The following is a 23,866-nucleotide window of genomic DNA, read 5'->3' on the forward strand; positions in this document are numbered from 1 at the left end:
ATTTAAAATCCAATTAAAGCGCTTTTAAAATGTCATCCACACGTTCTTTGGCATCACCAAACAGCATTTGGGTGTTTTCTTTGAAGAACAGCGGATTTTGCACGCCTGCGTAGCCGGTATTCATTGAACGTTTGAATACCACCACGTTAGCGGCTTTCCACACTTCTAACACCGGCATACCGGCGATTGGGCTGTGCGGATCGTCCATTGCCGCCGGGTTCACGGTGTCGTTGGCGCCGATAACCAAGACGGTGTCGGTGTCGGCGAAATCGTCGTTGATTTCATCCATTTCCAACACAATGTCGTAAGGCACTTTGGCTTCCGCCAATAACACGTTCATGTGGCCCGGCAAGCGTCCGGCAACAGGGTGGATACCGAAACGCACGTTGACGCCGCGTTCGCGTAATTTTTGCGTAATTTCCGCTACCGGATATTGCGCTTGCGCCACCGCCATGCCGTATCCCGGGGTGATGATCACGGAGCTGGAGTTTTTCAGCAATTCCGCCACTTCTTCTGCGGTGGTTTCACGGTGTTCGCCTTGTTCCGCGTCGGAAGACACCTGAACATCATTGCCGAAACCGCCTGCGATAACGCTGATGAAGGAGCGGTTCATGGCTTTACACATGATGTAGGACAGGATCGCACCGGAAGAACCCACCAGCGCACCAGTCACAATTAACAGGTCGTTGCTGAGCATGAAACCTGCTGCTGCAGCCGCCCAACCGGAATAGGAGTTCAACATAGACACAACCACCGGCATATCCGCACCGCCGATGGATGCCACCAAGTGCCAGCCGAAGGCAAGGGCAATCACGGTCATGATTAATACCGGGAAGATGTTGTCCGGATTATTCAGGAACGCCACCATCAATAATGCAGAAACCACCAACGCCGCTAAGTTTAGTTTGTGACGATGCGGCAACATTAACGCTTTGGAATCAATTTTTCCGCTTAATTTACCGAATGCCACAACAGAACCGGTGAACGTTACCGCACCGATGAAGATGCCGAGGAACACTTCCACGTTATGCACGCTGGCAAGTGCGGCTTGTTCCGCAAGGAATTTCGCCTGTTCCACATCGTTTAAGCCGTTCGGCATGGTCGGAATATCATGTAAACCGTAGCTGTTATAGCCCACCAAAACGGCAGCTAAACCCACGAAACTGTGCAAGATCGCAACCAGTTCCGGCATTTCGGTCATTTCCACTTTTAATGCGCGTTGAATACCGATAATGCCGCCGATCACCATCGCAATGATAATCCACAATGTGCCTTCGGATTTCGGTCCGAAAATAGTCGCGATGAGTGCGATACCCATCCCGATAATGCCGTACCAACACCCTGCTTTCGCGGTTTCATGTTTGGAAAGACCGGCTAAGCTCATGATAAAGAGCAACGCTGCCACAATATACGCAGCTTGTACAAAACCTTCTGACATCGTTTTCTCCTTAGCCTTTTCTAAACATAGAAAGCATACGTTGAGTGACGCGGAAGCCACCGAAAATGTTGATGCTTGCCACTAAAATCGCAATGAACGCCAACACGCTGATGAAAGGATTACCTTGTGAGATTTGCAATAATGCGCCCACGATGATAATGCCCGAAATGGCGTTGGTTACCGCCATGAGCGGCGTATGCAACGCGTGGCTGACATTCCAAACCACATAATAGCCGACCACACAGGCCAGTACGAACACGGTTAAGTGAGAAAGGAAGGCTGCCGGCGCAATGGAAGTGAGCCATAAGAACAGAATGCCGACCACCGCCATGATGCCGTATTTCTTACGTGGATCTGCCGGTTTTTCTTCTTTTTTAGCCGCACTTGCTGCCGGTTTGGCTTGTTGCGGTTGAGCGGAAACTTGAATCGGCGGAGCCGGCCAAGTCACTTCGCCGTCACGAATGACGGTTACGCCGCGCAATACCACATCGTCAAAATTAATGTCGATTTGACCGTCTTTGTTTTTGCAAAGTAATTTCAATAAGTTGACGAGGTTGGTGCCGTAAAGTTGGGAGGATTGGGTTGGCAGGCGACTTGGTAAATCGGTGTAACCGATGATTTTTACTTGATTGTCGGTGACCACCACTTCGCCCGCTTTGCTCAGTTCGCAGTTACCGCCGGTAGCCGCCGCCAAATCCACGATCACGCTACCCGGTTTCATGGACGCCACCATTTCTTTGGTGATTAAACGCGGTGCCGGTTTACCCGGGATTAACGCGGTGGTGATGATAATATCCACTTCTTTCGCTTGTTCGGCGTAAAGTTCAAGCGCGCGACGATTGAACTCATCGGACATCACTTTTGCGTAACCGTCGCCGCTGCCGCCTTCTTCTTTGAAATCGATTTCAAGGAAGCTGGCACCCATACTTTCAACCTGTTCTTTTACTTCCGGACGGGAGTCAAAAGCACGCACGATAGCGCCAAGGCTGTTTGCCGCACCAATCGCCGCAAGACCGGCAACACCCGCACCGATAACCAACACTTTCGCCGGCGGTACTTTACCTGCGGCGGTAATTTGCCCGGTGAAGAAGCTGCCGAATTCATGAGCAGCTTCCACCACCGCACGATAACCGGCAATATTCGCCATGGAACTTAACGCATCGAGCGCCTGTGCACGGGAAATACGCGGCACGGCATCCATCGCCAATACATTGATTTTTTTCGCTGAGAGTTTTTCCATTAATTGCGGATTTTGCGCCGGCCAAATAAAGCTGACCAAGGTCGCACCGTCTTTCATTAAGGCAATTTCGTCGTCGGTCGGCGCATTGACTTTAAAAATAATGTCTGCGTTCCAAACCTGTGCTGCATCGCCGATTTTCGCGCCGGCGGCTGCAAATGCCTGATCCTCAAAGCTTGCTTTAAAACCCGCATCATGTTCAACAATCACCTCAAAGCCAAGCTTTAAAATTTGCTGAACCGTCTTCGGCGTTGCCGCCACGCGACTTTCATTATCAAGCAGTTCTCTAGGTACACCAATTAACATAATGATTCCCTTTGATTGATTAATGATTTGGGTAAAATTACCCGCCCGAAATGACTATTTTTTAAAAGTCAAACTGTGGCTAACTCTATCATTGTTCGGTCAAAAACTGAAAAAGTTTTTCGGCTTTTTATGCGATATGTGATCCCGATTATAATTTGTTTAATTGTTCAAAAGGATTAGAAATTCATCGCCTGCTTTGCTATCTTACGCGCCAACCGTTTTTCCGCCGTTTAACTGCAGCGTGTTAAAAAACACTGCCAAAATAAACCGCACTTTTATACACAAGGCTAACAAAATGCAATTACCTTCATTACAACCCGCCACCTTAATCCGTCGTTACAAACGCTTTTTAGCCGATGTACAACTGCCGAACGGCGACATCACTACCCTGCACTGCGCCAACACCGGCGCCATGATCGGCTGTGGCGCGGAAGGCGATACGGTGTGGTATTCCACCTCCGATAGCACCACACGTAAATACCCAAGCTCTTGGGAATTGACCCAACTGGCAAACGGCAACCTGGTTTGCATTAATACCCACCGTTCCAATCAGCTCACTTTCGATGCCTTACAAAAAAAGCAAATTTTTGAGCTTGCCATGTATGACGAAATTCACCCTGAAGTGAAATACGGCGAAGAAAACAGCCGTATTGATTTTCTGCTGAAAGGCAAAGATCTACCCGATTGCTATGTGGAAGTGAAATCCATCACTTATGTGGACAAGGACAAAAAACTCGGTATGTTCCCCGATGCCGTCACCACGCGCGGGCAAAAACACCTGCGCGAATTGATTGCCATGAAAAAACAGGGACACCGCGCGGTGATTTTCTTCTGCGGGCTGCATGACGGCTTCGATCATTTCCAAATCGCCAAACACATCGATCCCAAATATGACGAACTGCTCCGCCAAGCATTAAAAGAAGGCGTGGAAGTCTATGCGTACGCCGCCGAGTTTGAAAAAACACAAGGAATTCCGACCGCACTTAACTTGACGAAAGTCGTGCCGTTTAAACCGGATTAAGTTTGATTCAATTTATTTGATAATTATTTTCATTAAAGTACTTGACTTTACCTTTGAGAACAATTATCATTTAGAACATTCAAACAATAATAGATAATCACTCCAACATTTAACGCCTCCTCCCCCACAAAAGAGGCGTTTTTTTTGTCTGAAATTTGCCGTTCCTAGGCAAAAACCATTCAAATTTGGCGAATAATCTCTATAATGTAGCCTTTCTGTAAATTGAATAACATTAGGACATCACATGACTGATATGAATACCGTTCTCGCGGAACTAAAGCGCGGTGTAGATGAAATTCTTTCCGAACAGGATTTAATTGAGAAACTTAAAGAAAACCGCCCGTTGCGCGTGAAACTCGGTGCCGATCCGACAGCGCCGGATATTCATTTAGGTCACACCGTGGTGTTAAATAAATTACGCCAATTCCAAAATTTCGGTCATGAAGTGATTTTCCTCATCGGCGATTTCACCGGCATGGTGGGCGATCCGTCCGGCAAAAACACCACCCGTCCGCCGCTTAGTCGCGAAGACGTGCTACGCAACGCGGAAACCTACAAACAGCAAATCTATAAAATTCTGGATCCGCAAAAAACCCGCATTGTGTTCAACTCCGAATGGTTGGGCAAACTCGGCACCGAAGGCATGATTCGCCTGGCGAGCAATTACACCGTCGCGCGTATGTTAGAACGTGACGATTTCAAAAAACGCTTTAGCAACAACCAACCGATTGCTATCCACGAATTTATTTATCCGCTCCTGCAAGGGCACGATTCCGTCGCCTTGGAAGCCGACGTTGAACTGGGCGGTACCGACCAGAAATTCAATTTATTGGTGGGACGCGAACTGCAAAAATCCGCCAGTCAAAAACCGCAAGTGGCAATCACGCTGCCGTTATTGGTGGGCTTGGATGGCGAGAAAAAAATGTCCAAATCCCTCGGCAACTACATCGGCGTCACTGATGCGCCTAGTGACATGTTCGGCAAAATCATGTCCATTTCCGATGAATTAATGTGGGATTGGTACAACCTGCTTTCCTTCCGTCCGTTAACGGAAATCGCCCAATTAAAACAAGAGGTGGCGAACGGCAAAAATCCGCGTGATGTAAAAATTCTATTAGCAAAAGAAATCATCGCCCGCTTCCACAACGAAGCCGATGCAGACGCTGCAGAACAGGAATTCATCAACCGTTTCCAAAAAGGCGCGATGCCTGACGAGATGCCGGAATTTACTTTTGAAGGCGAAATTGGGCTTGCCAACCTGCTAAAAGAAGCCGGTCTGGTCGCTTCCACCTCCGAAGCCAACCGTATGGTGCAGCAAGGCGGCGTGAAAATCGACGGCGAAAAAGTGGAAGACGCCAAACTGATCGTCACCGCCTCAACCGCCGTTTACCAAGTGGGTAAACGCAAATTCGCCAAAGTGACGGTGAAATAAAAACAGCCCGAAAACTGACCGCACTTTCATGCACGCCATAAAGTGCGGTTATTTTTAACTGCGTTTTGAAATGATATGCCTAAAATCGTTCTCATCAGACATGTAACGCCATTGGTTGATGGTGACAAATGCAATGCCTCCATAGCCCAAAAACGTTTACTTGAATATAATCAAACCGAACGCTTGGCACTAAATGAAATAAATTCCTTCAAACAAAGTTCTACATATCAGGATATTTTAACAATCAAGAAACGCTTTGTTTCTCCTCTGATTAGGGCACAAAAAACGGCTGATTATTTATTCCCAAGCCATGAATTAATTACTCTGGAAGATTTAAAAGAGTTTGATCTAAAAATAATCAATATTCCAAAAATAAAACTCACACTTAACTCATGGTTTATTCTTTCCAGAATTTTATGGCTATTGGGATTAAATAAAACGCAAAGAAATATAAGAGAAGAAAAGAAGCGGGTTGAAAAGTTACTGCCAACGTTGCTAGAACAAGATTGCTGTATTGTCAGCCATGGTTTTATTCAACATGAAATAAAAAAACATTTGAAGAAAAATCACTTTATAAAATCATTTCATGAAAAGAACGGATGTTTTTGTGTAGAGATATTCCAAAATTTTACATTCAAACAAAATACAAATTTATAGCTTAATAACAGGAGCATGTGATGAATCAAAAAATCTGGGTACTGGGTGATGCCGTGGTGGATTTAATTCCGGACGGGGAAAACCATTATTTGCGTTGTGCGGGCGGGGCGCCGGCGAATGTGGCGGTGGGCATTGCCCGTTTAGGCGGCGACAGCGCGTTTATCGGTCGCGTGGGCAAAGATCCTTTAGGCGAATTTATGCAACAAACCCTGCAACAAGAAAACGTGCAAACCGCTCATATGATTCTTGATCCACAACAACGCACTTCCACGGTGGTGGTCGGTTTAGACAACGGCGAACGCAGTTTTACCTTTATGGTGAACCCAAGTGCGGATCAGTTTTTGCAGGTCGCCGATTTGCCGAATTTCCAAGCGAATGAATGGCTGCACTGCTGCTCCATTGCGTTAATCAATAACCCGTCCCGCGAAACCACCTTTGAAGCCATTCGTCGCATTAAAGCGGCAGGCGGATTTTTCTCCTTCGATCCGAATTTGCGCGAATCTCTGTGGGCAAGTTTTGAAGACATGAAGCAAACCGTTATGCAGGCAGTCGCATTGGCGGATGTGTTGAAATTTTCGGAAGAAGAACTGACGCTGCTCACCGACACCCAAACTTTAGACGAAGCGTTTGAAAAAATCACCGCACTTTATCCGGAGAAATTGATTATCGTCACCCTAGGCAAAGACGGTGCGCTCTATCACCTCAACCAAACCCGTGAAATCGTCGCCGGCAAGCCGTTACAACCGGTGGACACTACCGGCGCGGGCGATGCTTTCGTGGGCGGGTTGCTGTCCGGTTTATCGCAACATGAAAACTGGCATGAACATGAGGTTTTAGTCGACATTATCCGCCAAGCCAATGCCTGCGGTGCCTTGGCGACCACGGCAAAAGGTGCCATGTCCGCCTTGCCGAATAAAGCACAATTGGCGGCGTTTTTGGCAAAGTAATTCCTCGCCGAATCTAATTTGTAGGGGCGGGTCCTGTGCCCGCCCGTAAATATCAAATCAAAATTTGGGCGGGCACAGGACCCGCCCCTACGAGGCCCCTCTATGCATATTTTCAACAACGGAAAATACAAAAGCATCCTTGCGGCAGAATCCGGTGAGCTTGCGGAAATTGCTCAAACCGTGCAAAAAGACAAAGATTTTCGCCCGACCTACCATCTTGCGCCGCCGACGGGATTATTAAACGACCCGAACGGCTTAATTTTCGACGGTGAAAAATACCATCTTTTTTATCAATGGTTTCCGTTTGATGCCCTGCACGGCATGAAACACTGGAAACATTTCATCACCCGCGATTTTCAACACTATGAATCCGCCGACGATTTGATTCCTTGCGAACTGTTTGAATCCCACGGTTGCTATTCCGGCGGAGCGTTAAAAGTCGGCGATAAATTGGCGATGTTTTACACGGGCAACACCCGCCGCCCAACGGATAATCAACGCGTGCCTTATCAAAATTTAGCGATTTTCGATCTTAACGGAAAATTGCTGAGTAAACGTCCGTTAATTGAAAACGCCCCTGAAGGCTATACAGAGCACGTTCGCGATCCGAAACCGTTCTTCACCAAAGACGGCAAAATTCGCTTTGTGTGCGGCGCGCAGCGGGAAAATCTCACCGGCACCGCCATTCTTTTTGAAATGGATAATTTAGCCTCCGAACCGCGTTTATTGGGCGAGCTTTCCCTTCCGGCATTCGACAATGGCAATGTGTTCATGTGGGAATGCCCGGATTTATTTAAATTGGGCGATAAAGACGTGTTTATTTGGTCGCCGCAAGGCAAACAGCGCGAAGCCCACCAATTCCAAAATAATTATCATGCGGTGTATGCCGTCGGCAAGCTGGAAGGCTTAACGTTCCATGCCGAGCACATTGCCGAGTTGGATCAGGGCTTTGATTTCTACGCGCCGCAAACTTTTGCGGGATTGCGCAATGCGGAAAGCACCATCATGTTCGGCTGGTGCGGTTTGCCGGATTTAACCTATCCGACGGATAAATTCAAATGGCATTCCACCCTCACCCTGCCGCGTGAATTGCGTTTACAGGGCAATCGATTATTTCAACGTGCGATCGTAAAAACGTACGAAAATCTGACCGCACTTTCCGACATCACCGTGGAAAATCAGGCGGAAATCACCCATTTGGATCGCGCTTATGTCACGTTCAACGCAAACAACCAAGCCTTCAAGCTTGATTTTTTCCAAAACGACAAAGGGCAAAAGCTGATTCTATCTTATGCAAACGGTGTGCTTTGCTTAGATCGTTCCGCCACCGACCAAACGGAACTCATGGAAAAATTCAAAGCCAAGCGTTATTGCGAAATCGAAAATCTGCAAAAAGTGGAAATTTTCTTTGATCGCTCCGTGGTAGAAATTTTCCTGAACGACGGCGAAAAAGCCATGACCTCGCGCTTTTTTATTGAGGATCGGAAAAACATGGTTGAAATCGATAGAAAATTAGCGTTGCAAATTGGCTATCCAAAAGAAATTCAAGCTTGATAAACTAAAAAGTGCGGTGAAATTTCACCGCACTTTTTTCATCAATACACCACTAATCGCTGTGGTCGAATCACGTTGTTTTCATCAATCCGCGCGACGCCAAGAAAGCGGTTCTCATGGGAGAATAACCGCACCAGTCCTTGTAATTCCGCCGAATTATCGAATTTTATGCGCTGACCGAAACCGATGCCTTGGGTTTGCTGTTCATCTAAGATTAACGCCGGCAATTTTGCTACGGCGGTATCCATTGGCAGCAATAAAGCGTCCAACGCGTTTAAATCTTGCTGTTCCGCCAAGGCTTGCAAAGCGTTCCAATCCAGCATGTTCTCCGTCGGGTAATCCGCCACCGCCGTACGACGCAACATGGTGACGTGTGCACCGCAGCCTAAAGCCTCACCTAAATCATCCACCAAGGTGCGAATATAAGTGCCTTTGGAGCAATGCACTTCTAACGTTAAATAAGGGGCGTTATATTCGATGAAATTCAGTTCAAAAATCGTAATGGGACGCGCTTGACGCTCTACGGTAATGCCTTGGCGTGCGTATTCATAAAGCGGTTTGCCGTTGTGTTTCAGTGCAGAAAACATGGTCGGCACTTGCAAAATATCCCCGCGAAACGCTTCAAGTGCGGTCAAAATTTCAGGTGTTTTTACCTTCACCAGGCGGGTTTCCACGAGCTGCCCTTCCGCATCGGATGTGTCGGTGCGTTCGCCCAGTTTTGCCGTCACCAAGTAACGCTTATCGGCATCCAGCAAAAACTGGGAAAACTTGGTGGCTTCGCCCAAACAAATAGGCAACATCCCTGTGGCAAGCGGATCCAACGCACCGGTATGCCCGGCTTTGTTCGCCTGAAAAATGCGTTTCACTTTTTGCATGATGTCGTTGGAAGACATGCCTTGCGGTTTATCCAGCAAAAACACGCCGTGAATATCACGCCCACGTTTACGCGGTTTGGACATTACTCGTTGTCCTCGTGGTGTTTTTTCTGATCTTCACGCATGACGTTAGTCACTAGATTAGACATGCGCATACCTTCCACTAAAGATTGATCGTAAATAAAGCGAATCTCCGGCACGATACGCAGACGCATGGCTTTGCCTAGCAACGTGCGGATATAAGGCGCGGCTTTTTCCAAGCCTTTCATGCCTTGTGAGATCGCCTGTTCATCATGATCAAATAAAAACGTGACGAAAATTTTGGCATACGCCAAATCACTGGACACTTCCACATCGGATACCGTCACCATGCCGATACGGGGATCTTTCACTTCGCGCTGTAAAATCACCGCGATTTCTTTTTGGATTTCTTGTGCGACACGGTCGCTACGTTTGAATTCTCGAGCCATTTTGTTTCTCTTTTATTTGTCCGCGGGTAAGTATACCCACGGTTAGGCATAAGTTCTTCCCCTTTGGGGAAGTTTGTACATAACCCCAAAAGGGAAAATTGTGTGTAGCCTAGGCAAAAAGTGCGGTCAAATTTGACCGCACTTTAAGGATTAAATTGAGCGCTTAACCTCAACCACTTCAAACACCTCAATCTGGTCGCCGACTTTCACGTCGTTGTAGTTCTTCACGCCGATACCGCATTCCATGCCATTACGCACTTCGGCGACATCGTCTTTGAAGCGGCGGAGGGATTCCAGTTCGCCTTCGAAAATGACCACGTTGTCGCGCAAGACGCGAATTGGATTATTACGTTTCACCACGCCCTCGGTCACCATACAGCCGGCGATGGCGCCGAATTTCGGATGACGGAACACATCGCGTACTTCTGCCAAGCCGATGATTTCTTGTTTGAATTCAGGTTGGAGCATGCCGCTCATTGCCGCTTTGATTTCGTTGAGCAATTCGTAAATGATGGAATAGTAACGTAAATCAATGTTTTCGCTTTCGATAATGCGGCGGGCGGAGCCGTCTGCACGCACGTTAAAGCCGACGATGATCGCGTTAGAAGCTGCCGCCAAAGTCGCGTCTGTTTCGGTAATACCGCCCACGCCGGAACCCACCACTTTCACTTTCACTTCGTCGGTGGAAAGTTCCATTAAGGATTGCACAATGGCTTCTACGGAACCCTGAACGTCCGCTTTCACAATGACGTTCAATTCTGCCACATCGCCTTCCGCCATGTTGCTGAACATATTCTCCAGTTTGGCTTTTTGTTGTCGGGCAAGTTTCACTTCACGGAATTTGCCTTGGCGATATAACGCCACTTCACGCGCTTTTTTCTCATCACGTACGACAGTGGCCTCATCACCCGCTGCCGGTACGCCGGAAAGCCCTAACACTTCCACCGGAATTGCCGGACCGGCTTCGTCGATTTCTAGACCGTTTTCATCGCGCATTGCACGCACGCGTCCATATTCAAAGCCACAAAGCAAAATGTCGCCTTTGGTTAACGTGCCTGATTGTACGAGGATAGTTGCTACCGGACCGCGACCTTTATCCAAGTAGGATTCGATCACCACGCCGGTCGCCATGCCGTTTTTCACAGCGGTTAATTCAAGCACTTCCGATTGCAATAAGATGGCTTCAAGCAATTCGTCAACGCCGGTCCCTTTTTTCGCGGAGACATACACGAATTGTACGTCACCGCCGAATTTTTCGGCGATCACGTCATATTGCAGTAATTCCTGCTCAACGTGTTCCGGATTGGCCTCCGGTTTATCGATTTTGTTCACGGCAACCACGATTGGCACCCCCGCCGCTTTGGCGTGTTGGATCGCCTCGATAGTTTGCGGCATCACGCCGTCATCGGCAGCGACGACCAACACCACGATGTCGGTGGCTTTTGCACCACGTGCACGCATGGAAGTAAACGCCGCATGTCCCGGGGTATCTAAGAAAGTAATCATTTTGCCGTCATCGGTTTCAACGTGATACGCACCGATGTGCTGCGTAATCCCGCCCGCTTCGCCTGCCGCCACTTTGGCTTTACGAATATAGTCAAGCAAGGAAGTTTTACCGTGGTCAACGTGCCCCATAATGGTCACAACCGGCGCACGCGTCACTAATTCCGCGTCCACATCACGGTCGCTCATCACCGCTTCTTCCAATTCATTTTCTTTACGCACGATGACCTTGTGTCCCATTTCTTCCGCGACAAGTTGCGCGGTTTCTTGGTCGATCACTTGGTTAATGGTCGCCATAGCGCCCATTTTCATCATGGTTTTAATCACTTCCGTGGCTTTCACCGCCATTTTATTGGCAAGTTCGGCAACAGTGATGGTTTCACCGATAACCACATCGCGGTTAACCGCTTGAGCCGGTTTGGTAAAGGCTTGTTGTAACGCACTGCCTTTTTTCGCCTGCTTGCCTTTGCCGCCTTTTACATCTTTTTGGTTGCGACGGTTAGACTCGCGCTCGTTTTTATTGCTGTCGTCATCACGTCCGCCCTTTTTCGCCTTATTCACTTTATTTTTACCACGACCGCGATTTTCATTGCGACGCTCTTCTTCGTCTTCAGCTTCAAGGGCATAACTGGACGTCAAATTGTAGTCGGAATAATCTTCCGCACTATTGTTTTGATGATGATCATCGGAAAGATCGGCATAACGTTTTGCTTCTTCCGCCGCTTTACGCGCTTGTTCTTCCGCCTTTTGACGGGCTAACTCTTCCGCTTTACGACGCAATTCCGCTTCTTCCGCTTTACGTTTTTCTTTTTCCGGATCTGCAGATTTAACCGGATTATTGACCGCACTTTGCACCGGCGCAACTTGTGCCTGTTTTGCTTTTTCGGCAGCTTCTTTTTCTTTCGCCGCTTTCTCTCTTTGCGCTCTTTCTTCCGCCGCTTTTTGTTCGGCTTCTTGTCTTGCTTTCAATTTTGCCGCTTCTTCGGCTTTTTGAGCCGCCTCTGTTGGAATCGTACGTTTTTTGCGCACTTCAACCTGCACTTCTTTACTTTTGCCCGAAGCACTGGTGCCGCTAACGGTGGTTTTTGTTCTGCGCTGTAAGCTCAGTTTTTTCGGGGCGTTTTTTAATTCTTCTGTCATCTTTTCACTCCTTCATTACTCAGTGAACCAACAAATGTTTCTGGCTGCCATAATCAAATCCGCAGCTTGTTCGGCACTGAGTCCTTCAATGTCGGCTAAATCGTCCACCCCTTGCTCTGCAAGCTCTTCCAAGGTGGTAATTTGTTTTTCCGCCAATTTAAAGGCGATATGGCGATTCATACCTTCAAGGTTGAGCAAACGATCTTCAATTTTTGCCTGTTTCAACGCTTCTTCTTCCGCTAACGCTTTTGCCGTAATAGCATTTTTCGCACGGGTTTGTAACTCTTCGACCAAATCTTCGTCTTCCAAACCGTCGATAGCGGTTAACTCGCTCACGGAAACATACGCCAATTCTTCTAAGGTGGAAAAACCTTCATCAATCAATAATTGGGCGAATTCTTCATCAATTTCCAGAGCATCAATAAACAAGTTTAATGCCTTGTCGTCTTCCGCTTGGTGTTTCGCATTCAATTCCTGCGTAGTCATGACATTTAACACCCAGCCGGTTAATTGGGTTGCCAAACGCACGTTTTGACCGTTACGACCGATGGCTTGCGCTAAATTGGCTTCTTCTACGGCAATATCCATGGAATGTTTGTCTTCATCGACTACGATAGAACTCACATCCGCCGGCGCCATGGCATTGATCACGAATTGTGCCGGATTGTCATCCCAAAGCACGATGTCCACGCGCTCGCCACCGAGCTCATTGGTGATTGCCTGCACACGTGCACCGCGCATCCCCACGCAAGCGCCTACCGGATCAATACGCTTATCGTTACTTTTCACCGCAATTTTTGCGCGGGAACCCGGATCACGTGCGGCGCTGCGGATTTCGATTAATTCCTCACCGATTTCCGGCACTTCCAAACGGAACAATTCAATTAACATTTCCGGTTTGGCGCGGGTCACGAATAATTGTGTGCCTTTGCTTTCCGGATTAACTTTGTATAACACGCCGCGCACACGATCGCCCGGGCGGAAGTTCTCGCGCGGTAGCATATCTTCGCGTAACATCACGGCTTCCGCTTTGTTACCGTCTTCGCCGTTCACATCTAAAATAATGCTGTCGCGGTTACTTTTCTTCACGGTAGCGGTAATAATTTGTCCTTCTTTGGAACGGAATTGATCGACGATTTTACTGCGTTCCGCTTCGCGAATTTTGGTGCTGATCACTTGGCGTGCGGTTTGCATCGTGATACGGTCAAAGGCGATGGATTCAATTTGGTCTTCCACATAATCGCCCACCTGCGCATTCGGATCTTCAAAACGTGCGGCTTCCAACGTGATTTCTTTGGTCGGGTTATTCACTTCTTCCACGACAAGCCAGCGGCGGAAGGTGTCGAATTCACCGGTTTTTGGGTTAATGGTAACGCGCACATCCACGTCATATTCGTATTTCTTTTTGGTTGAAAGGGCAATGGCGCTTTCTAACGCTTCAAAAATTTTCTCGCGTGGCAATAATTTTTCATTGGACACGGCTTCTGCCGCTAATAAAATTTCTTTACTCATGCTGTTTCTATCCTTTTTAAATTTAAAATTTTGCAACAACGTTGGCTTTTTGAATATTGCCGAACGCCAAAACCTGTTCTTGTTTATCCATAATCAGCGTAATCATATCATTGTCAATTTTCTCCAATTCCCCTTGCCACTTACGACGATCCGCCACCGGAATACGCAAATGCACCACAATTTCCTGCCCAATATAACGGGCATATTGCGCTAACGTAAAGAGCGGGCGATCCAATCCCGGCGAGGAAACCTCAAGGTTATATTTATCCGCAATCGGATCTTCCACATCTAACACCGCGCTTACCTGACGGCTCACATCGGCGCAATCATCCACAGTTACGCCGCCTTCTTTATCAATAAACAAACGCACGGTTAAGTAACGGCCGACACGTTGGCATTCAATGCCCCAAAGCTCACAACCGAGATCTTCTACGGAGCTTTGTAATAAATCCTGTAATTTCTGTTCCAAAGTTGCCAAAACAACCTCCCTCAAACGATAGACGTAAAAAAAGGGCTTAAAGCCCAGTTTTTCAATAATTATCAACTAATTAAAAACAATTATTTGATATTTAAACAACAAATTTATCGTATAAAAAAACCCCAAAATTGGGGTTCTTTTTACTGAACTTGTGATTGGTTGCGGGGGCCGGATTTGAACCGACGACCTTCGGGTTATGAGCCCGACGAGCTACCAAGCTGCTCCACCCCGCGTCCGAAATATGTGGCGTATTATAGTGATCTGTGATGAAAATAGCAAGGTTTAATTCAGCGACAAAAGCTCAAATGAAAAAACGCCGCAAAAAATGACCGCACTTTTAGAGGCTAAACAACCAATCGTCTTTCTTCGGCGTTTGCAAATAAAAGCCTTTTTCTTTAATTTGTTGCAGAACCTCCGCGTTATCCGCATTGACCAACGATTTTTTTCCGTCAAGGTTAAACGGCATAACAAAAATCGGCTTGCCGAAAACCTTTAACAACGCCTCCGGTAACGCCTCAAACTGATCGCGTTTTTCCACATAAAGGTACATACCCGCTTCTTTCGGGCTTTTATAAATAGCACATAGCATAATTTGCTCCCTAGCAAGGTTCAAGTTGCCGATTTTGCAATAATTCATTATTATTAGGCAACTCTTTTTCTTGGAATTTCGTTATGGCACAGGATATTATCGAACTACGAACAGGTCAATTTTCCGCCGTATTTATCAGTATCAACAGTTCAAGCTTAACGGCGATTAAGCGCGCTTTGACAAAGAAAAGTAAAAATGCACCCTCATTGTTTCAAAATATTGAAGTGATTTTGCAATTTAATCCTATGCTGGAAAAAGTCAATTTGGTTGCATTGAAGGATTTACTGGCGGAATATAACATTCATGTCATTGGCGTTGCCGATTGGCAAAACCATTTGCAACGGGAGTTAATCCTTACCGCCGACTTACCTCTTCTCGGCAAAATTGATAATCTCTCCGAAATTTTGCCCGAGCCACGCCATCAAGCAACAAAAATTGTGCCTCACAATGTGATTGACAAACAGGTTATCTACGCTAAAAACAGCGATTTGATTATTCACGGTGATGTGGAACATGGCGCGGAAGTGGCGGCTGACGGCAACATTCATATTTACGGCGAGCTGTTGGGGCGCGCCATGGCGGGTGTCAATAGCAGTTCAGGCTCCATTTACACACAATATTTGGATGCCGAATTCGTGGCGGTTAACAGCCGTTTTCTCTATAAAGAAAAAATCCCGACCGAATTCCTATATCGTTCAGTCAGGATTTTTGCAGAAAAGGAGAAATTAGTTTTTGCTCCTTTCTAAAAAGCAGCTTAGTCTGCTTTTTTATTTGCCTTCAGTTTCGCTTTTTACGGCGTCCTTCACTTCAGCGGCTTTTTCGGATACGGCATCGGCAGCTTGACCGGCTTTTTCTGCTGCAGCATCTTTCATTTCATCGGCTTTTGCTGCCACTGCATCCATTTTTTCAGATGCGGCGTCTTTTGCTTCTGCCATTTTGTCTGCTGTAGCTTCTTTTGCATCTTTCGCTGCTTCAACTGTAGCATCCTTCACATCTTGTGCGGCGTTTACTACAGCATCTTTAGCCTCGGAGACACTTGCTTTTGCCTGTTCGGCTTGTGGTGAAGTTTTACCGTCATCACAAGCGGTTAAACTTAAAGTTACGCCTAACACTAATGCGGCTAATACTGATTTTTTCATCGTTACTCCTAATTAACAATTAAAAATAAACGCCTTACAAAATTGTTCTGTAAGACACCCATAGTCTGTAACAAAAATTTACAAAAGCAAATATTTTTTTGCCAAAAAGTGCTTAAACCTTGAATAAAACAAGCAAAAATTGACTTTAATATACTGAAATATAATACTTTTATTCACCTTCCTAATTTTAAATAAAAAAATGAGGAAAATTTACAATAGCTTTAATTTTGGTTAAAATTTATCCAAATATTTAATTTCAGCCACCTCTGCGCGATCATCATTGAGATCAATTTCCGCAATCGTCGCAGGGTAAAAACTCGCCGGATTTCGACCGCACATTTCTTTCACAATGTCGCCCACCAAAGGCAAATGTGAAATTAACAACACATTTTCCACGCCATCTTCGGCAAGCACGGAAAGGTACTCGCTCACCATCCCGGAATCGCCGTAAGGCGTAATGCCATCCCAGATTTCTAACTTATCCGTCAGTTTCTGATCATACACCTCATTAATTTGATGAAAGGTTTCTAACGCGCGGGCATAGGGGCTAACTAAAACCTTATCCAATACAGGGGCGGTGGATTTCAGCCACATTCCCTGTGTTGAGGATTGCTCTTTACCGCGCGCGTTAAGATGGCGCTCCTTATCGGATTTCGCCATCAATTCCGCTTCGCCGTGACGCATAACAAACAAACGCATGACCGCTCACCTAGTTTGCTTTCACAGCATTAGCAATTTCTTCCGCACATTGTTGTGCCAATGTGCCGTCCTCACATTCCACCATCACACGGATAAGCGGCTCCGTACCGGATTTACGCAACAGGATTCGACCTTTGCCCGCCAAACGTTTTTCAACGTCAGCCGCAACCGCTTTCACCGAATCGCTTTCCAACGGATTTTCACCGCCGGCAAAACGCACATTAATCAAGACTTGCGGGAATAATCTCACTGCGCCCGCCAATTCGTTTAAGGTTAAACGGTGTTTCGCCATGGCGGTTAAGACGGCAAGTGAAGCGATAATGCCGTCCCCGGTGGTGTTACGATCGGCGATGATAATATGGCCAGAGTTTTCCCCGCCTAACCCCCAACCGCGTTCCTGCATTTTTTCCAATACATAACGATCGCCCACATTGGCGCGTACGAAAGGAATGGCTAATTGTTTTAACGCTAACTCAAGGCTCATGTTACTCATTAAAGTTCCCACGACGCCGCCTTGTAAACGCCCTTCACGCAAGGCTTCACGGGCGATAATAAATAATGCTTGGTCACCATCCACTTTATTACCCAGATGATCTATCATGATTAAACGGTCACCGTCGCCGTCATACGCCAAACCTACATCGGCATGGGTCTCAACAACTTTGGCTTGCAATGCGGCAATGTCGGTTGCACCGCATTTTTCGTTAATGTTCATACCGTTCGGGTGCGTACCGATTTCAATCACTTCCGCGCCCAGCTCGCGCATCACATTCGGCGCAATATGATACGTAGCGCCATTGGCACAATCCACGACGATTTTATAACCTTCCAAGCTTAAATGTGCCGGGAAAGTGCTTTTACAAAATTCGATATAACGCCCCGCCGCGTCTTTAATTCGGCTGGCACGCCCTAACTCGGCGGATTCCACGCAATCCATCGGCTGTTCCAACATAGCTTCGATTTCTTCTTCCACTTCATCCGGCAATTTTGTGCCTTGCGTGGAAAAGAATTTAATCCCGTTATCATAATACGGGTTATGTGAAGCAGAGATCACAATCCCCGCTTCGGCGCGGAAAGTGCGGGTCAAATAAGCGACGGCAGGCGTCGGCATCGGTCCGGTAAAAGCGGCGGATAAGCCGGCGGCGGCTAACCCGGCTTCAAGCGCCGATTCCAGCATATAGCCGGAAATACGCGTATCTTTGCCGATAAGCACCACGCGGGAACCGTGGTTTGCCAACACTTTCCCCGCAGCCCAACCGAGTTTTAACACAAAATCCGGGGTAATCGGATGCGTTCCCACTTTGCCGCGAACACCGTCGGTACCGAAATATTTACGTTCAGCCATGTTTTATTCCTTCTTTTTAGATATGTTTAATTTAACTGTTTATGGTCGCCTGCCGGATTTTCAACGCATCGGCAGTTTCCGCCACATCATGCACACGCAAAATACAAGCGCCGTTCATGGCGGCAATTAAAGCGGCGCTGACACTGCCGACGATTCGTTGTTCCACCGGTTTGTCCAGCACTGCGCCAATCATTGATTTACGGGAAATTCCTGCTAAGACAGGGTAGCCCTGTTTGCAAAAAACCGCGAGATCATGGAGCAATCGATAATTATGTTGCACGCTTTTACCAAACCCAAAGCCCGGATCCCAAATGATATTACCTTGTTTGATTCCTGCCGCCAGACATTGTTCCGTACGTTCTTGCATAAATTTTAAAACGTCTGCCACGACATCCTCATAATGTGGATTAAGCTGCATAGTACGCGGCTGTCCCTGCATATGCATAATGCACACCGGCAAGGCAAGCTGTGCGGCGGTCTCCAAGGCATACGGTTCGCGTAGTGCACGAATATCGTTAATCAAATCCATGCCTACCTTTGCCGCTTCTTGCATCACCTGCGCCTTTGAGGTATCCACCGAAATCCAGCAATCAAAACGTTGTCGCACCGCTTCCACCAAAGGTACAACCCGCTCCAGCTCTTGTTCTAAGGTCACTTCATCCGCCATCGGTCGAGTCGATTCCCCGCCGATGTCAATAATCGACGCGCCTTGTTGTAGCATTTTTTCCACTTGAACTAGGGCTTTATCTAACTGAAAAAATTTGCCGCTGTCGGAAAAAGAATCGGGGGTGAAATTGAGGATCCCCATAATTTGGGGTGAGGAAAGATCTAAGATTTTATTGTTGGCGGTTAATTTCATGAGATGTTCGCTTGCTTATAGGCAAAAAGTGCGGTGCATTATAACGGAGTTTTTTTACCTTGCCAAAAAATGCTACCACAGGCTCATTTGCTCTGTTGTTTTTTCTTCCGGCAAGGTAACGTGCAGCCCGATTAAACGCACGCTGCGCCCCGCCTTACGCTGCCAGATTTGACTCAACAGCAGGTTGAAATTTTCTTCGGAAAAATCCACCGCACTTTTTTCTAACGTCGTCACCTGAAAATCCTCAAACTTTAACTTCACACCGATTTTGCGAAATTGGGTCAACGGAATATGCGGGCAGGCGCGTTGTACCCGTGCCACCAGCTGAGAATAAAGTTTTTTCAACACGTCATACCCTTGAGTAAGCTGCTCGATATTTTCCAACAATGTGGTTTCCACGCCGACGGATTTACGCTCACGATGAGGCTGCACAAGGCGCTCATCAATACCATGGCTATATGCCCAAATGCGCTGTCCCATTTTGCCGAATAAATTAAACAGCACATTTCGATCATATCGTTGCACATCGGCACAAGTCACCAAGCCCATTTGTTGTAATTTTTCCGAGGTGACTTTACCTACACCAGGAATTTTTTTCAGCGGCAATGCCGCCACAAAATCCGCCACATCCTTTGGCTCAATGACAAATTGCCCGTTCGGCTTATTTTGATCGGAGGCGATTTTCGCCAGAAATTTTAACGGCGCGACGCCCGCCGATGCCGTTAAATGCAGCTCGTTAAAAATCGCCTGACGAATATCCTGCGCAATCCAAGTGGCGGAACCGAAACACTTATCGCAATCGGTCACATCCAAATAGGCTTCGTCCAAAGAAAGAGGTTCGATGATGGAAGTATAACGCTGAAAAATGTGATGAATTTGCTGCGACACTTCACGATATAACGCCATATTAATGGGAAGCAATACCAAATTCGGACAGAGTTTCAAAGCTTGTGCGGTGGACATGGCACTGTGTAAACCGAATTTGCGCGCCATATAATTGCATGTGGTCAGCACGCCGCGCTGCTCCGCTCTGCCACCCACGGCGACAGGTTTGTCGGCTAAGGAAGGATTCTCACGAATCTCAATGGACGCATAAAAGCAGTCCATATCAATGTGAATAATTTTTCTGGGTTTGTGAACGGGAGAATTCGGCATAAAAAAGTGCGGTCAAAAATTTAATTATTTTTTGTCGACCGCACTTTATCACATAAAACTGTATAAATAAACAGTAATTAATTGGCGACGTTAATTTGTTGCCCGTCGGCAAAAGTTAAATTCCGCGCCACGGAATACACTTGCACCGGCTCCTGTAAATGGGTGAACAGCGAACGATATTGCTCCGGAATTTGATTAAACGGAATACGCAAATTTACCGTAATTTTAGTTTTCGGTGCCATCGGCTGAGCAAAATTTAACGGCACGTCCTGCGAATAAATCATTTGCTGATCGTACAAATAGGCGGCAATCCAATACAGCGATTTAATCGGTTTATTGCTTTTGTTTTCCACGGAATATTTCACCAACACATAAGCCTGATTTTCATCATCCACCACTATGTCACGTTCTTCAAAATGAATATCTACGCTGTTTTTAAACTGTGATAAGGCACTTTGTTGAGTATTCTTCGTTTTTTGCTTGGTTTGCTGGGTTGTTTGAGCCTTGCCTTTTGTCGTTGGCTCGGCAGCGAATGCAGTATTGAAAGTCAATACGGAAGAGAATGCAAGCAAAGTCACTAATTTGACAAATTTCATTGGATAACCTTTAAATTAACTGAAGTGGCGGCATTCTACCCTATATAAGATAGGGTGAAAACGGAATTTTCATTAACTTACAAAAACAAAAAAGGATAGAAAATGCTCTATCCTTTCTTTTTACTCAATTTGCTTTATGCTTTCTTTTGCTCATCAGCAATACAAGCCGCCGCAGTGAAAAGCACATCTGTTGAAGAATTCAACGCGGTTTCGGTAGAATCTTGCAAAATACCGATAATGAAGCCCACACCGATCATTTGTGCCGCGACATCATCGGAAACGCCGAATAAGCTACACGCCAACGGAATAAGTAACAAAGAACCACCCGCCACACCGGAGGCGCCGCAAGCACAAAGACTTGCCACAATGCTCAACAGAATTGCGCTACCGAAAGAGACTTCAATGCCGAGCGTGTGCACTGCTGCAAGGGTTAATACTGTGATGGTAATCGCCGCTCCCGCCATGTTAATGGTTGCGCCCAACGGAATGGAAACGGAGTAAGTTTCTTCGTCTAAATTCAAACGTTTCGCTAGGTTAATATTCACCGGAATGTTCGCCGCCGAACTGCGGGTAAAGAAAGCAGTCACGCCACTCTCACGCAAACAAGTCCAAACCAACGGATACGGATTACGACGGATTTTCCAATAAACCAAAATCGGATTCACAACTAACGCAACAAAGAACATCGAACCAATTAATACGCTCAGTAATCGAACATACCCGCCTAATGCGCCTAAGCCTTTATCTGCTAAAGTTTCGGCAACTAAACCGAATACGCCGATCGGCGCAAAGGAAATGATCACATAAACGATTTTAGACACAGCCTCAGAAAAATCGGAAATCACCGCTTTTGTGGTGTCGGAAGCATGGCGAAGCGCCAAACCTAAACCGATAGACCAAGACAACACACCGATAAAGTTGGCTTTAAATAAGGCATTTAACGGGTTATCCACCATATTAAAAATCAGATCCAACAAGACCCCACCCACGCCTTTCGGTGCGGATGTAATATCTTCTTTTACGGATAACGCCACTTCTGTTGGGAATAAAAAGGCCGCAATCACCGCAACCAGCGCAGCTAAGAAAGTGCCTAATAAGTACAAAATAATGATAGATTTCATACTGGTTTGAGTGCCCACTTTCTTATTAGCAATGGCCGCCATAACCAACACGAAAATTAACAACGGTGCAACGGCACGCAATGAGCGGACAAAGATTTGACCTAAAACACCGACTTTTTCCGCCAGGCTAAAACCCAACACCGGTTGTAACACAGGCGTAATCAGCGCAACGAGAATACCGAGTACCAAACCAATGGCAATGCGTTTAACCAGATTACCTTGAAAAAACAGAGAAACTAAACGAGACATGTTCATAATAGATTAATGCTGTTGTGCAAATAGACTTGCTGTTGATCTTTGAATCAAAACTGATTCCCCTAAAAAAACCCGATAAAGATAGCTTAAATTTTGGCTAAAGAAAATACGAACACCTGTAATTTTTTTAGCTTTTTAAAAATATTCGCAATAAAATTAAAAATCATCTAATAAACAGCAGCTCATTTTAGCGTTAGCGATAAAATCCCCATTATCTTTCACCCGCCGGGAAAAAAATTTTCTTTTCCTGCTTGACTTACTGTATAAAATATCAGTATATTAATACTGTATAAACGAACAGTTAATTCTAACTAAGGATTCAATATGAACTATCAAAATCACGTCGGCGCACAAAATGATCAGTCTTTTTCTTATCAACCTATGCCGTTTTTTGATGATATGAAACAAAATAACTTGTTCTTTAATAAAAAGCTGGATCTCAACTTATACTGTATTAGACGCCCTCAGCAAACCTGCTTTATTCGCGTAACCAATCCGAATATGTTGGCATGGGGAATTGACGTGGGCGATATGCTGGTGGTGGAAAAGAACAACGAACTGTTTGTGGAAGAACTGGTTGTGCTTGAAGTAAATAACGAATTTCATATCTATGAATTCATCGCCCACACAAACGGTGAATTCGTGTTCTTATCATTAGATTCCAAAACCGAGAATATTAAAATTGACGATTGGCGTAAGCTGCCGATTGTGGGCACGGTTACCAATGTCATTCATCAACTACAACGCAAAAATACCATGCGCTTTGCGGCATGATAGTTTGGGTAAAAAGACAAAAAAAGTGCGGTTAAAAATTTAATTGTTTTTTTAACCGCACTTTTTTATTCAATACCAGATTAAAGTACGCGACGGGATTGGGTATAGGTTCTCGCCCAGTAATTGTCGCTTAAGGATTCAATAATCACACCACGGCTTGTACTGGAATGCATAAATTTATCATCGCCGATATACACGCCCACATGGTTGTTTCTACGGAAAAACACCAAGTCTCCCGATCTTAATTCTTTCTTTTGAATGGCTTTTCCCACATAGCGCTGCTCGGCAGTGGAACGCGGTAACGCCACACCAAACGCATCTAAGAATGTCGTTTGCATGAAACTGGAACAATCAATGCCATTTTTGGTGGTTCCGCCAAAACGATAGCGGGTTCCCGCCCATTCCCGATAAACTTTGGAAAGGCGTTTGTCCATAATGCCGGAATATTGATGAGGCTTGTTGGTTTTGAGTTGGGAGGCAATTAATTGATTAAGTTGTTCTTCGTCTTGATCAGGTTGGTATGAGGCGGTGCTATTCGAGCACGCAGTTAAGATGAACAAAGGAGTGATAATCAATAATTTTTTGAACATAGGTTTAAGTTGTTATTTTGAATATGGATTTAAGGTTTGCATTTCGAGTTACATAATTGCGCGCGATGATACCGTAAATTTATGTAAAAATCTACTTTTAATTTAACAAAAACCCCTATTTTTTAGCATATGTAGTGCATAAAACGAATTTTAAGCACTACATATTGAATGCTG

At 46.0% G+C, this 23,866-nt stretch carries 23 protein-coding genes and 1 tRNA gene; 7 read left to right on the top strand and 17 right to left on the bottom strand.

The genetic code is table 11. From position 1 onward, the window contains the following. Positions 1-13: 13 nt before the first annotated feature. Together pntB and pntA are read right to left on the bottom strand one after the other, a co-directional pair. Positions 14-1,438, bottom strand: coding sequence for a Re/Si-specific NAD(P)(+) transhydrogenase subunit beta (gene pntB, locus DK430_RS09330; protein ID WP_109078794.1), 1,425 nt, complete (start codon positions 1,436-1,438; stop codon positions 14-16). A gap of 10 nt (positions 1,439-1,448) precedes the next feature. After that, the gene (gene pntA / locus DK430_RS09335) at positions 1,449-2,981 is read right to left on the bottom strand and encodes a Re/Si-specific NAD(P)(+) transhydrogenase subunit alpha (RefSeq protein ID WP_109078795.1); all 1,533 of its coding nucleotides are present in this window, start codon (positions 2,979-2,981) and stop codon (positions 1,449-1,451) included. Between the two features lie 295 nt (positions 2,982-3,276). Here pntA and sfsA point away from each other — a divergent pair, with 295 nt between their 5' ends. From sfsA to DK430_RS09360, 5 genes are all read left to right on the top strand, one after another. Next, on the top strand, positions 3,277-4,002 hold the full coding sequence (gene sfsA / locus DK430_RS09340; RefSeq protein ID WP_109078796.1) for a DNA/RNA nuclease SfsA: 726 nt from the start codon (positions 3,277-3,279) through the stop codon (positions 4,000-4,002). Between the two features lie 244 nt (positions 4,003-4,246). Next, entirely contained in the window at positions 4,247-5,434 is a 1,188-nt protein-coding gene (gene tyrS, locus DK430_RS09345; RefSeq protein WP_109078797.1) for a tyrosine--tRNA ligase, read from the top strand. 75 nt (positions 5,435-5,509) lie between these two features. After that, a complete protein-coding gene (locus DK430_RS09350) occupies positions 5,510-6,091 on the top strand; it encodes a histidine phosphatase (RefSeq protein WP_109078798.1) in 582 nt (193 codons plus the stop codon). 20 nt (positions 6,092-6,111) lie between these two features. Beyond that, the gene (gene cscK, locus DK430_RS09355) at positions 6,112-7,038 is read left to right on the top strand and encodes a fructokinase (RefSeq protein WP_109078799.1); all 927 of its coding nucleotides are present in this window, start codon (positions 6,112-6,114) and stop codon (positions 7,036-7,038) included. A gap of 102 nt (positions 7,039-7,140) precedes the next feature. Further along, on the top strand, positions 7,141-8,592 hold the full coding sequence (locus DK430_RS09360; protein WP_109078800.1) for a glycoside hydrolase family 32 protein: 1,452 nt from the start codon (positions 7,141-7,143) through the stop codon (positions 8,590-8,592). Between the two features lie 41 nt (positions 8,593-8,633). Here the strand turns inward: DK430_RS09360 and truB are convergent, their stop codons facing one another. The 7 genes from truB to DK430_RS09395 all read right to left on the bottom strand — a co-directional run bounded on the left by truB (position 8,634) and on the right by DK430_RS09395 (position 15,159). After that, positions 8,634-9,551 carry a tRNA pseudouridine(55) synthase TruB gene (gene truB, locus DK430_RS09365; RefSeq protein WP_109078801.1) on the bottom strand — a complete coding sequence of 306 codons (918 nt, stop codon included), beginning with the start codon at positions 9,549-9,551 and terminating at the stop codon, positions 8,634-8,636. Further along, positions 9,551-9,937: a 30S ribosome-binding factor RbfA gene (gene rbfA / locus DK430_RS09370; RefSeq protein ID WP_109078802.1), complete on the bottom strand. Its 387-nt coding sequence runs from the start codon at positions 9,935-9,937 to the stop codon at positions 9,551-9,553. The genes truB and rbfA overlap by 1 nt, the downstream gene beginning before the upstream one ends. 150 nt (positions 9,938-10,087) lie before the next feature. Further along, a complete protein-coding gene (gene infB / locus DK430_RS09375; RefSeq protein ID WP_109078803.1) occupies positions 10,088-12,580 on the bottom strand; it encodes a translation initiation factor IF-2 in 2,493 nt (830 codons plus the stop codon). 15 nt (positions 12,581-12,595) lie between these two features. Continuing rightward, positions 12,596-14,092: a transcription termination factor NusA gene (gene nusA, locus DK430_RS09380; protein ID WP_109078804.1), complete on the bottom strand. Its 1,497-nt coding sequence runs from the start codon at positions 14,090-14,092 to the stop codon at positions 12,596-12,598. A 22-nt stretch (positions 14,093-14,114) separates the two neighbouring features. Next, positions 14,115-14,570, bottom strand: coding sequence for a ribosome maturation factor RimP (gene rimP / locus DK430_RS09385; RefSeq protein WP_109078805.1), 456 nt, complete (start codon positions 14,568-14,570; stop codon positions 14,115-14,117). Positions 14,571-14,726: 156 nt separating this feature from the next. Further along, positions 14,727-14,803, bottom strand: a tRNA-Met gene (locus DK430_RS09390). A gap of 104 nt (positions 14,804-14,907) precedes the next feature. Next, the gene (locus DK430_RS09395; RefSeq protein ID WP_109078806.1) at positions 14,908-15,159 is read right to left on the bottom strand and encodes a YcgL domain-containing protein; all 252 of its coding nucleotides are present in this window, start codon (positions 15,157-15,159) and stop codon (positions 14,908-14,910) included. Between the two features lie 83 nt (positions 15,160-15,242). Here DK430_RS09395 and minC point away from each other — a divergent pair, with 83 nt between their 5' ends. After that, complete coding sequence (minC, locus tag DK430_RS09400) at positions 15,243-15,905, top strand: septum site-determining protein MinC (protein ID WP_109078807.1); 663 nt, start codon at positions 15,243-15,245, stop codon at positions 15,903-15,905. A 21-nt stretch (positions 15,906-15,926) separates the two neighbouring features. On the opposite strand, the gene DK430_RS09405 is transcribed toward minC, so the two are convergent. The 7 genes from DK430_RS09405 to sstT all read right to left on the bottom strand — a co-directional run bounded on the left by DK430_RS09405 (position 15,927) and on the right by sstT (position 22,328). Beyond that, positions 15,927-16,298 carry a hypothetical protein gene (locus DK430_RS09405; RefSeq protein ID WP_109078808.1) on the bottom strand — a complete coding sequence of 124 codons (372 nt, stop codon included), beginning with the start codon at positions 16,296-16,298 and terminating at the stop codon, positions 15,927-15,929. Positions 16,299-16,529: 231 nt separating this feature from the next. Then, the gene (gene sixA / locus DK430_RS09410; protein WP_109078809.1) at positions 16,530-16,997 is read right to left on the bottom strand and encodes a phosphohistidine phosphatase SixA; all 468 of its coding nucleotides are present in this window, start codon (positions 16,995-16,997) and stop codon (positions 16,530-16,532) included. A gap of 10 nt (positions 16,998-17,007) precedes the next feature. After that, positions 17,008-18,342, bottom strand: coding sequence for a phosphoglucosamine mutase (gene glmM, locus DK430_RS09415; RefSeq protein ID WP_109078810.1), 1,335 nt, complete (start codon positions 18,340-18,342; stop codon positions 17,008-17,010). Positions 18,343-18,373: 31 nt separating this feature from the next. Continuing rightward, positions 18,374-19,201 carry a dihydropteroate synthase gene (gene folP, locus DK430_RS09420; protein WP_109078811.1) on the bottom strand — a complete coding sequence of 276 codons (828 nt, stop codon included), beginning with the start codon at positions 19,199-19,201 and terminating at the stop codon, positions 18,374-18,376. A gap of 72 nt (positions 19,202-19,273) precedes the next feature. After that, positions 19,274-20,356: a DNA polymerase IV gene (gene dinB, locus DK430_RS09425; protein ID WP_109078812.1), complete on the bottom strand. Its 1,083-nt coding sequence runs from the start codon at positions 20,354-20,356 to the stop codon at positions 19,274-19,276. Positions 20,357-20,433: 77 nt separating this feature from the next. Beyond that, positions 20,434-20,952, bottom strand: a complete 519-nt coding sequence (locus DK430_RS09430) for a hypothetical protein (protein WP_109078813.1) — start codon at positions 20,950-20,952, stop codon at positions 20,434-20,436. A 134-nt stretch (positions 20,953-21,086) separates the two neighbouring features. Further along, entirely contained in the window at positions 21,087-22,328 is a 1,242-nt protein-coding gene (gene sstT / locus DK430_RS09435) for a serine/threonine transporter SstT (RefSeq protein ID WP_109078814.1), read from the bottom strand. 324 nt (positions 22,329-22,652) lie between these two features. Here sstT and DK430_RS09440 point away from each other — a divergent pair, with 324 nt between their 5' ends. Then, positions 22,653-23,102 (top strand): LexA family protein, encoded by a 450-nt coding sequence (locus tag DK430_RS09440; protein ID WP_109078815.1) that lies wholly within the window; start codon positions 22,653-22,655, stop codon positions 23,100-23,102. Between the two features lie 80 nt (positions 23,103-23,182). On the opposite strand, the gene DK430_RS09445 is transcribed toward DK430_RS09440, so the two are convergent. Beyond that, positions 23,183-23,692: an NlpC/P60 family protein gene (locus DK430_RS09445; protein ID WP_109078816.1), complete on the bottom strand. Its 510-nt coding sequence runs from the start codon at positions 23,690-23,692 to the stop codon at positions 23,183-23,185. Between the last annotated feature and the right edge of the window lie 174 nt (positions 23,693-23,866).

This window comes from Aggregatibacter kilianii (assembly GCF_003129965.1).
Classification (GTDB): domain Bacteria; phylum Pseudomonadota; class Gammaproteobacteria; order Enterobacterales; family Pasteurellaceae; genus Aggregatibacter; species Aggregatibacter kilianii_A.

Bases quoted from the DNA above. Each gene is read 5' to 3' on its own strand.
- pntB (WP_109078794.1), bottom strand. From the start codon at position 1,438: ATGTCAGAAGGTTTTGTACAAGCTGCGTATATTGTGGCAGCGTTGCTC.
- pntA (WP_109078795.1), bottom strand. From the start codon at position 2,981: ATGTTAATTGGTGTACCTAGAGAACTGCTTGATAATGAAAGTCGCGTG.
- sfsA (WP_109078796.1), top strand. From the start codon at position 3,277: ATGCAATTACCTTCATTACAACCCGCCACCTTAATCCGTCGTTACAAA.
- tyrS (WP_109078797.1), top strand. From the start codon at position 4,247: ATGACTGATATGAATACCGTTCTCGCGGAACTAAAGCGCGGTGTAGAT.
- DK430_RS09350 (WP_109078798.1), top strand. From the start codon at position 5,510: ATGCCTAAAATCGTTCTCATCAGACATGTAACGCCATTGGTTGATGGT.
- cscK (WP_109078799.1), top strand. From the start codon at position 6,112: ATGAATCAAAAAATCTGGGTACTGGGTGATGCCGTGGTGGATTTAATT.
- DK430_RS09360 (WP_109078800.1), top strand. From the start codon at position 7,141: ATGCATATTTTCAACAACGGAAAATACAAAAGCATCCTTGCGGCAGAA.
- truB (WP_109078801.1), bottom strand. From the start codon at position 9,551: ATGTCCAAACCGCGTAAACGTGGGCGTGATATTCACGGCGTGTTTTTG.
- rbfA (WP_109078802.1), bottom strand. From the start codon at position 9,937: ATGGCTCGAGAATTCAAACGTAGCGACCGTGTCGCACAAGAAATCCAA.
- infB (WP_109078803.1), bottom strand. From the start codon at position 12,580: ATGACAGAAGAATTAAAAAACGCCCCGAAAAAACTGAGCTTACAGCGC.
- nusA (WP_109078804.1), bottom strand. From the start codon at position 14,092: ATGAGTAAAGAAATTTTATTAGCGGCAGAAGCCGTGTCCAATGAAAAA.
- DK430_RS09395 (WP_109078806.1), bottom strand. From the start codon at position 15,159: ATGCTATGTGCTATTTATAAAAGCCCGAAAGAAGCGGGTATGTACCTT.
- minC (WP_109078807.1), top strand. From the start codon at position 15,243: ATGGCACAGGATATTATCGAACTACGAACAGGTCAATTTTCCGCCGTA.
- DK430_RS09405 (WP_109078808.1), bottom strand. From the start codon at position 16,298: ATGAAAAAATCAGTATTAGCCGCATTAGTGTTAGGCGTAACTTTAAGT.
- sixA (WP_109078809.1), bottom strand. From the start codon at position 16,997: ATGCGTTTGTTTGTTATGCGTCACGGCGAAGCGGAATTGATGGCGAAA.
- glmM (WP_109078810.1), bottom strand. From the start codon at position 18,342: ATGGCTGAACGTAAATATTTCGGTACCGACGGTGTTCGCGGCAAAGTG.
- folP (WP_109078811.1), bottom strand. From the start codon at position 19,201: ATGAAATTAACCGCCAACAATAAAATCTTAGATCTTTCCTCACCCCAA.
- dinB (WP_109078812.1), bottom strand. From the start codon at position 20,356: ATGCCGAATTCTCCCGTTCACAAACCCAGAAAAATTATTCACATTGAT.
- DK430_RS09430 (WP_109078813.1), bottom strand. From the start codon at position 20,952: ATGAAATTTGTCAAATTAGTGACTTTGCTTGCATTCTCTTCCGTATTG.
- sstT (WP_109078814.1), bottom strand. From the start codon at position 22,328: ATGAACATGTCTCGTTTAGTTTCTCTGTTTTTTCAAGGTAATCTGGTT.
- DK430_RS09440 (WP_109078815.1), top strand. From the start codon at position 22,653: ATGAACTATCAAAATCACGTCGGCGCACAAAATGATCAGTCTTTTTCT.
- DK430_RS09445 (WP_109078816.1), bottom strand. From the start codon at position 23,692: ATGTTCAAAAAATTATTGATTATCACTCCTTTGTTCATCTTAACTGCG.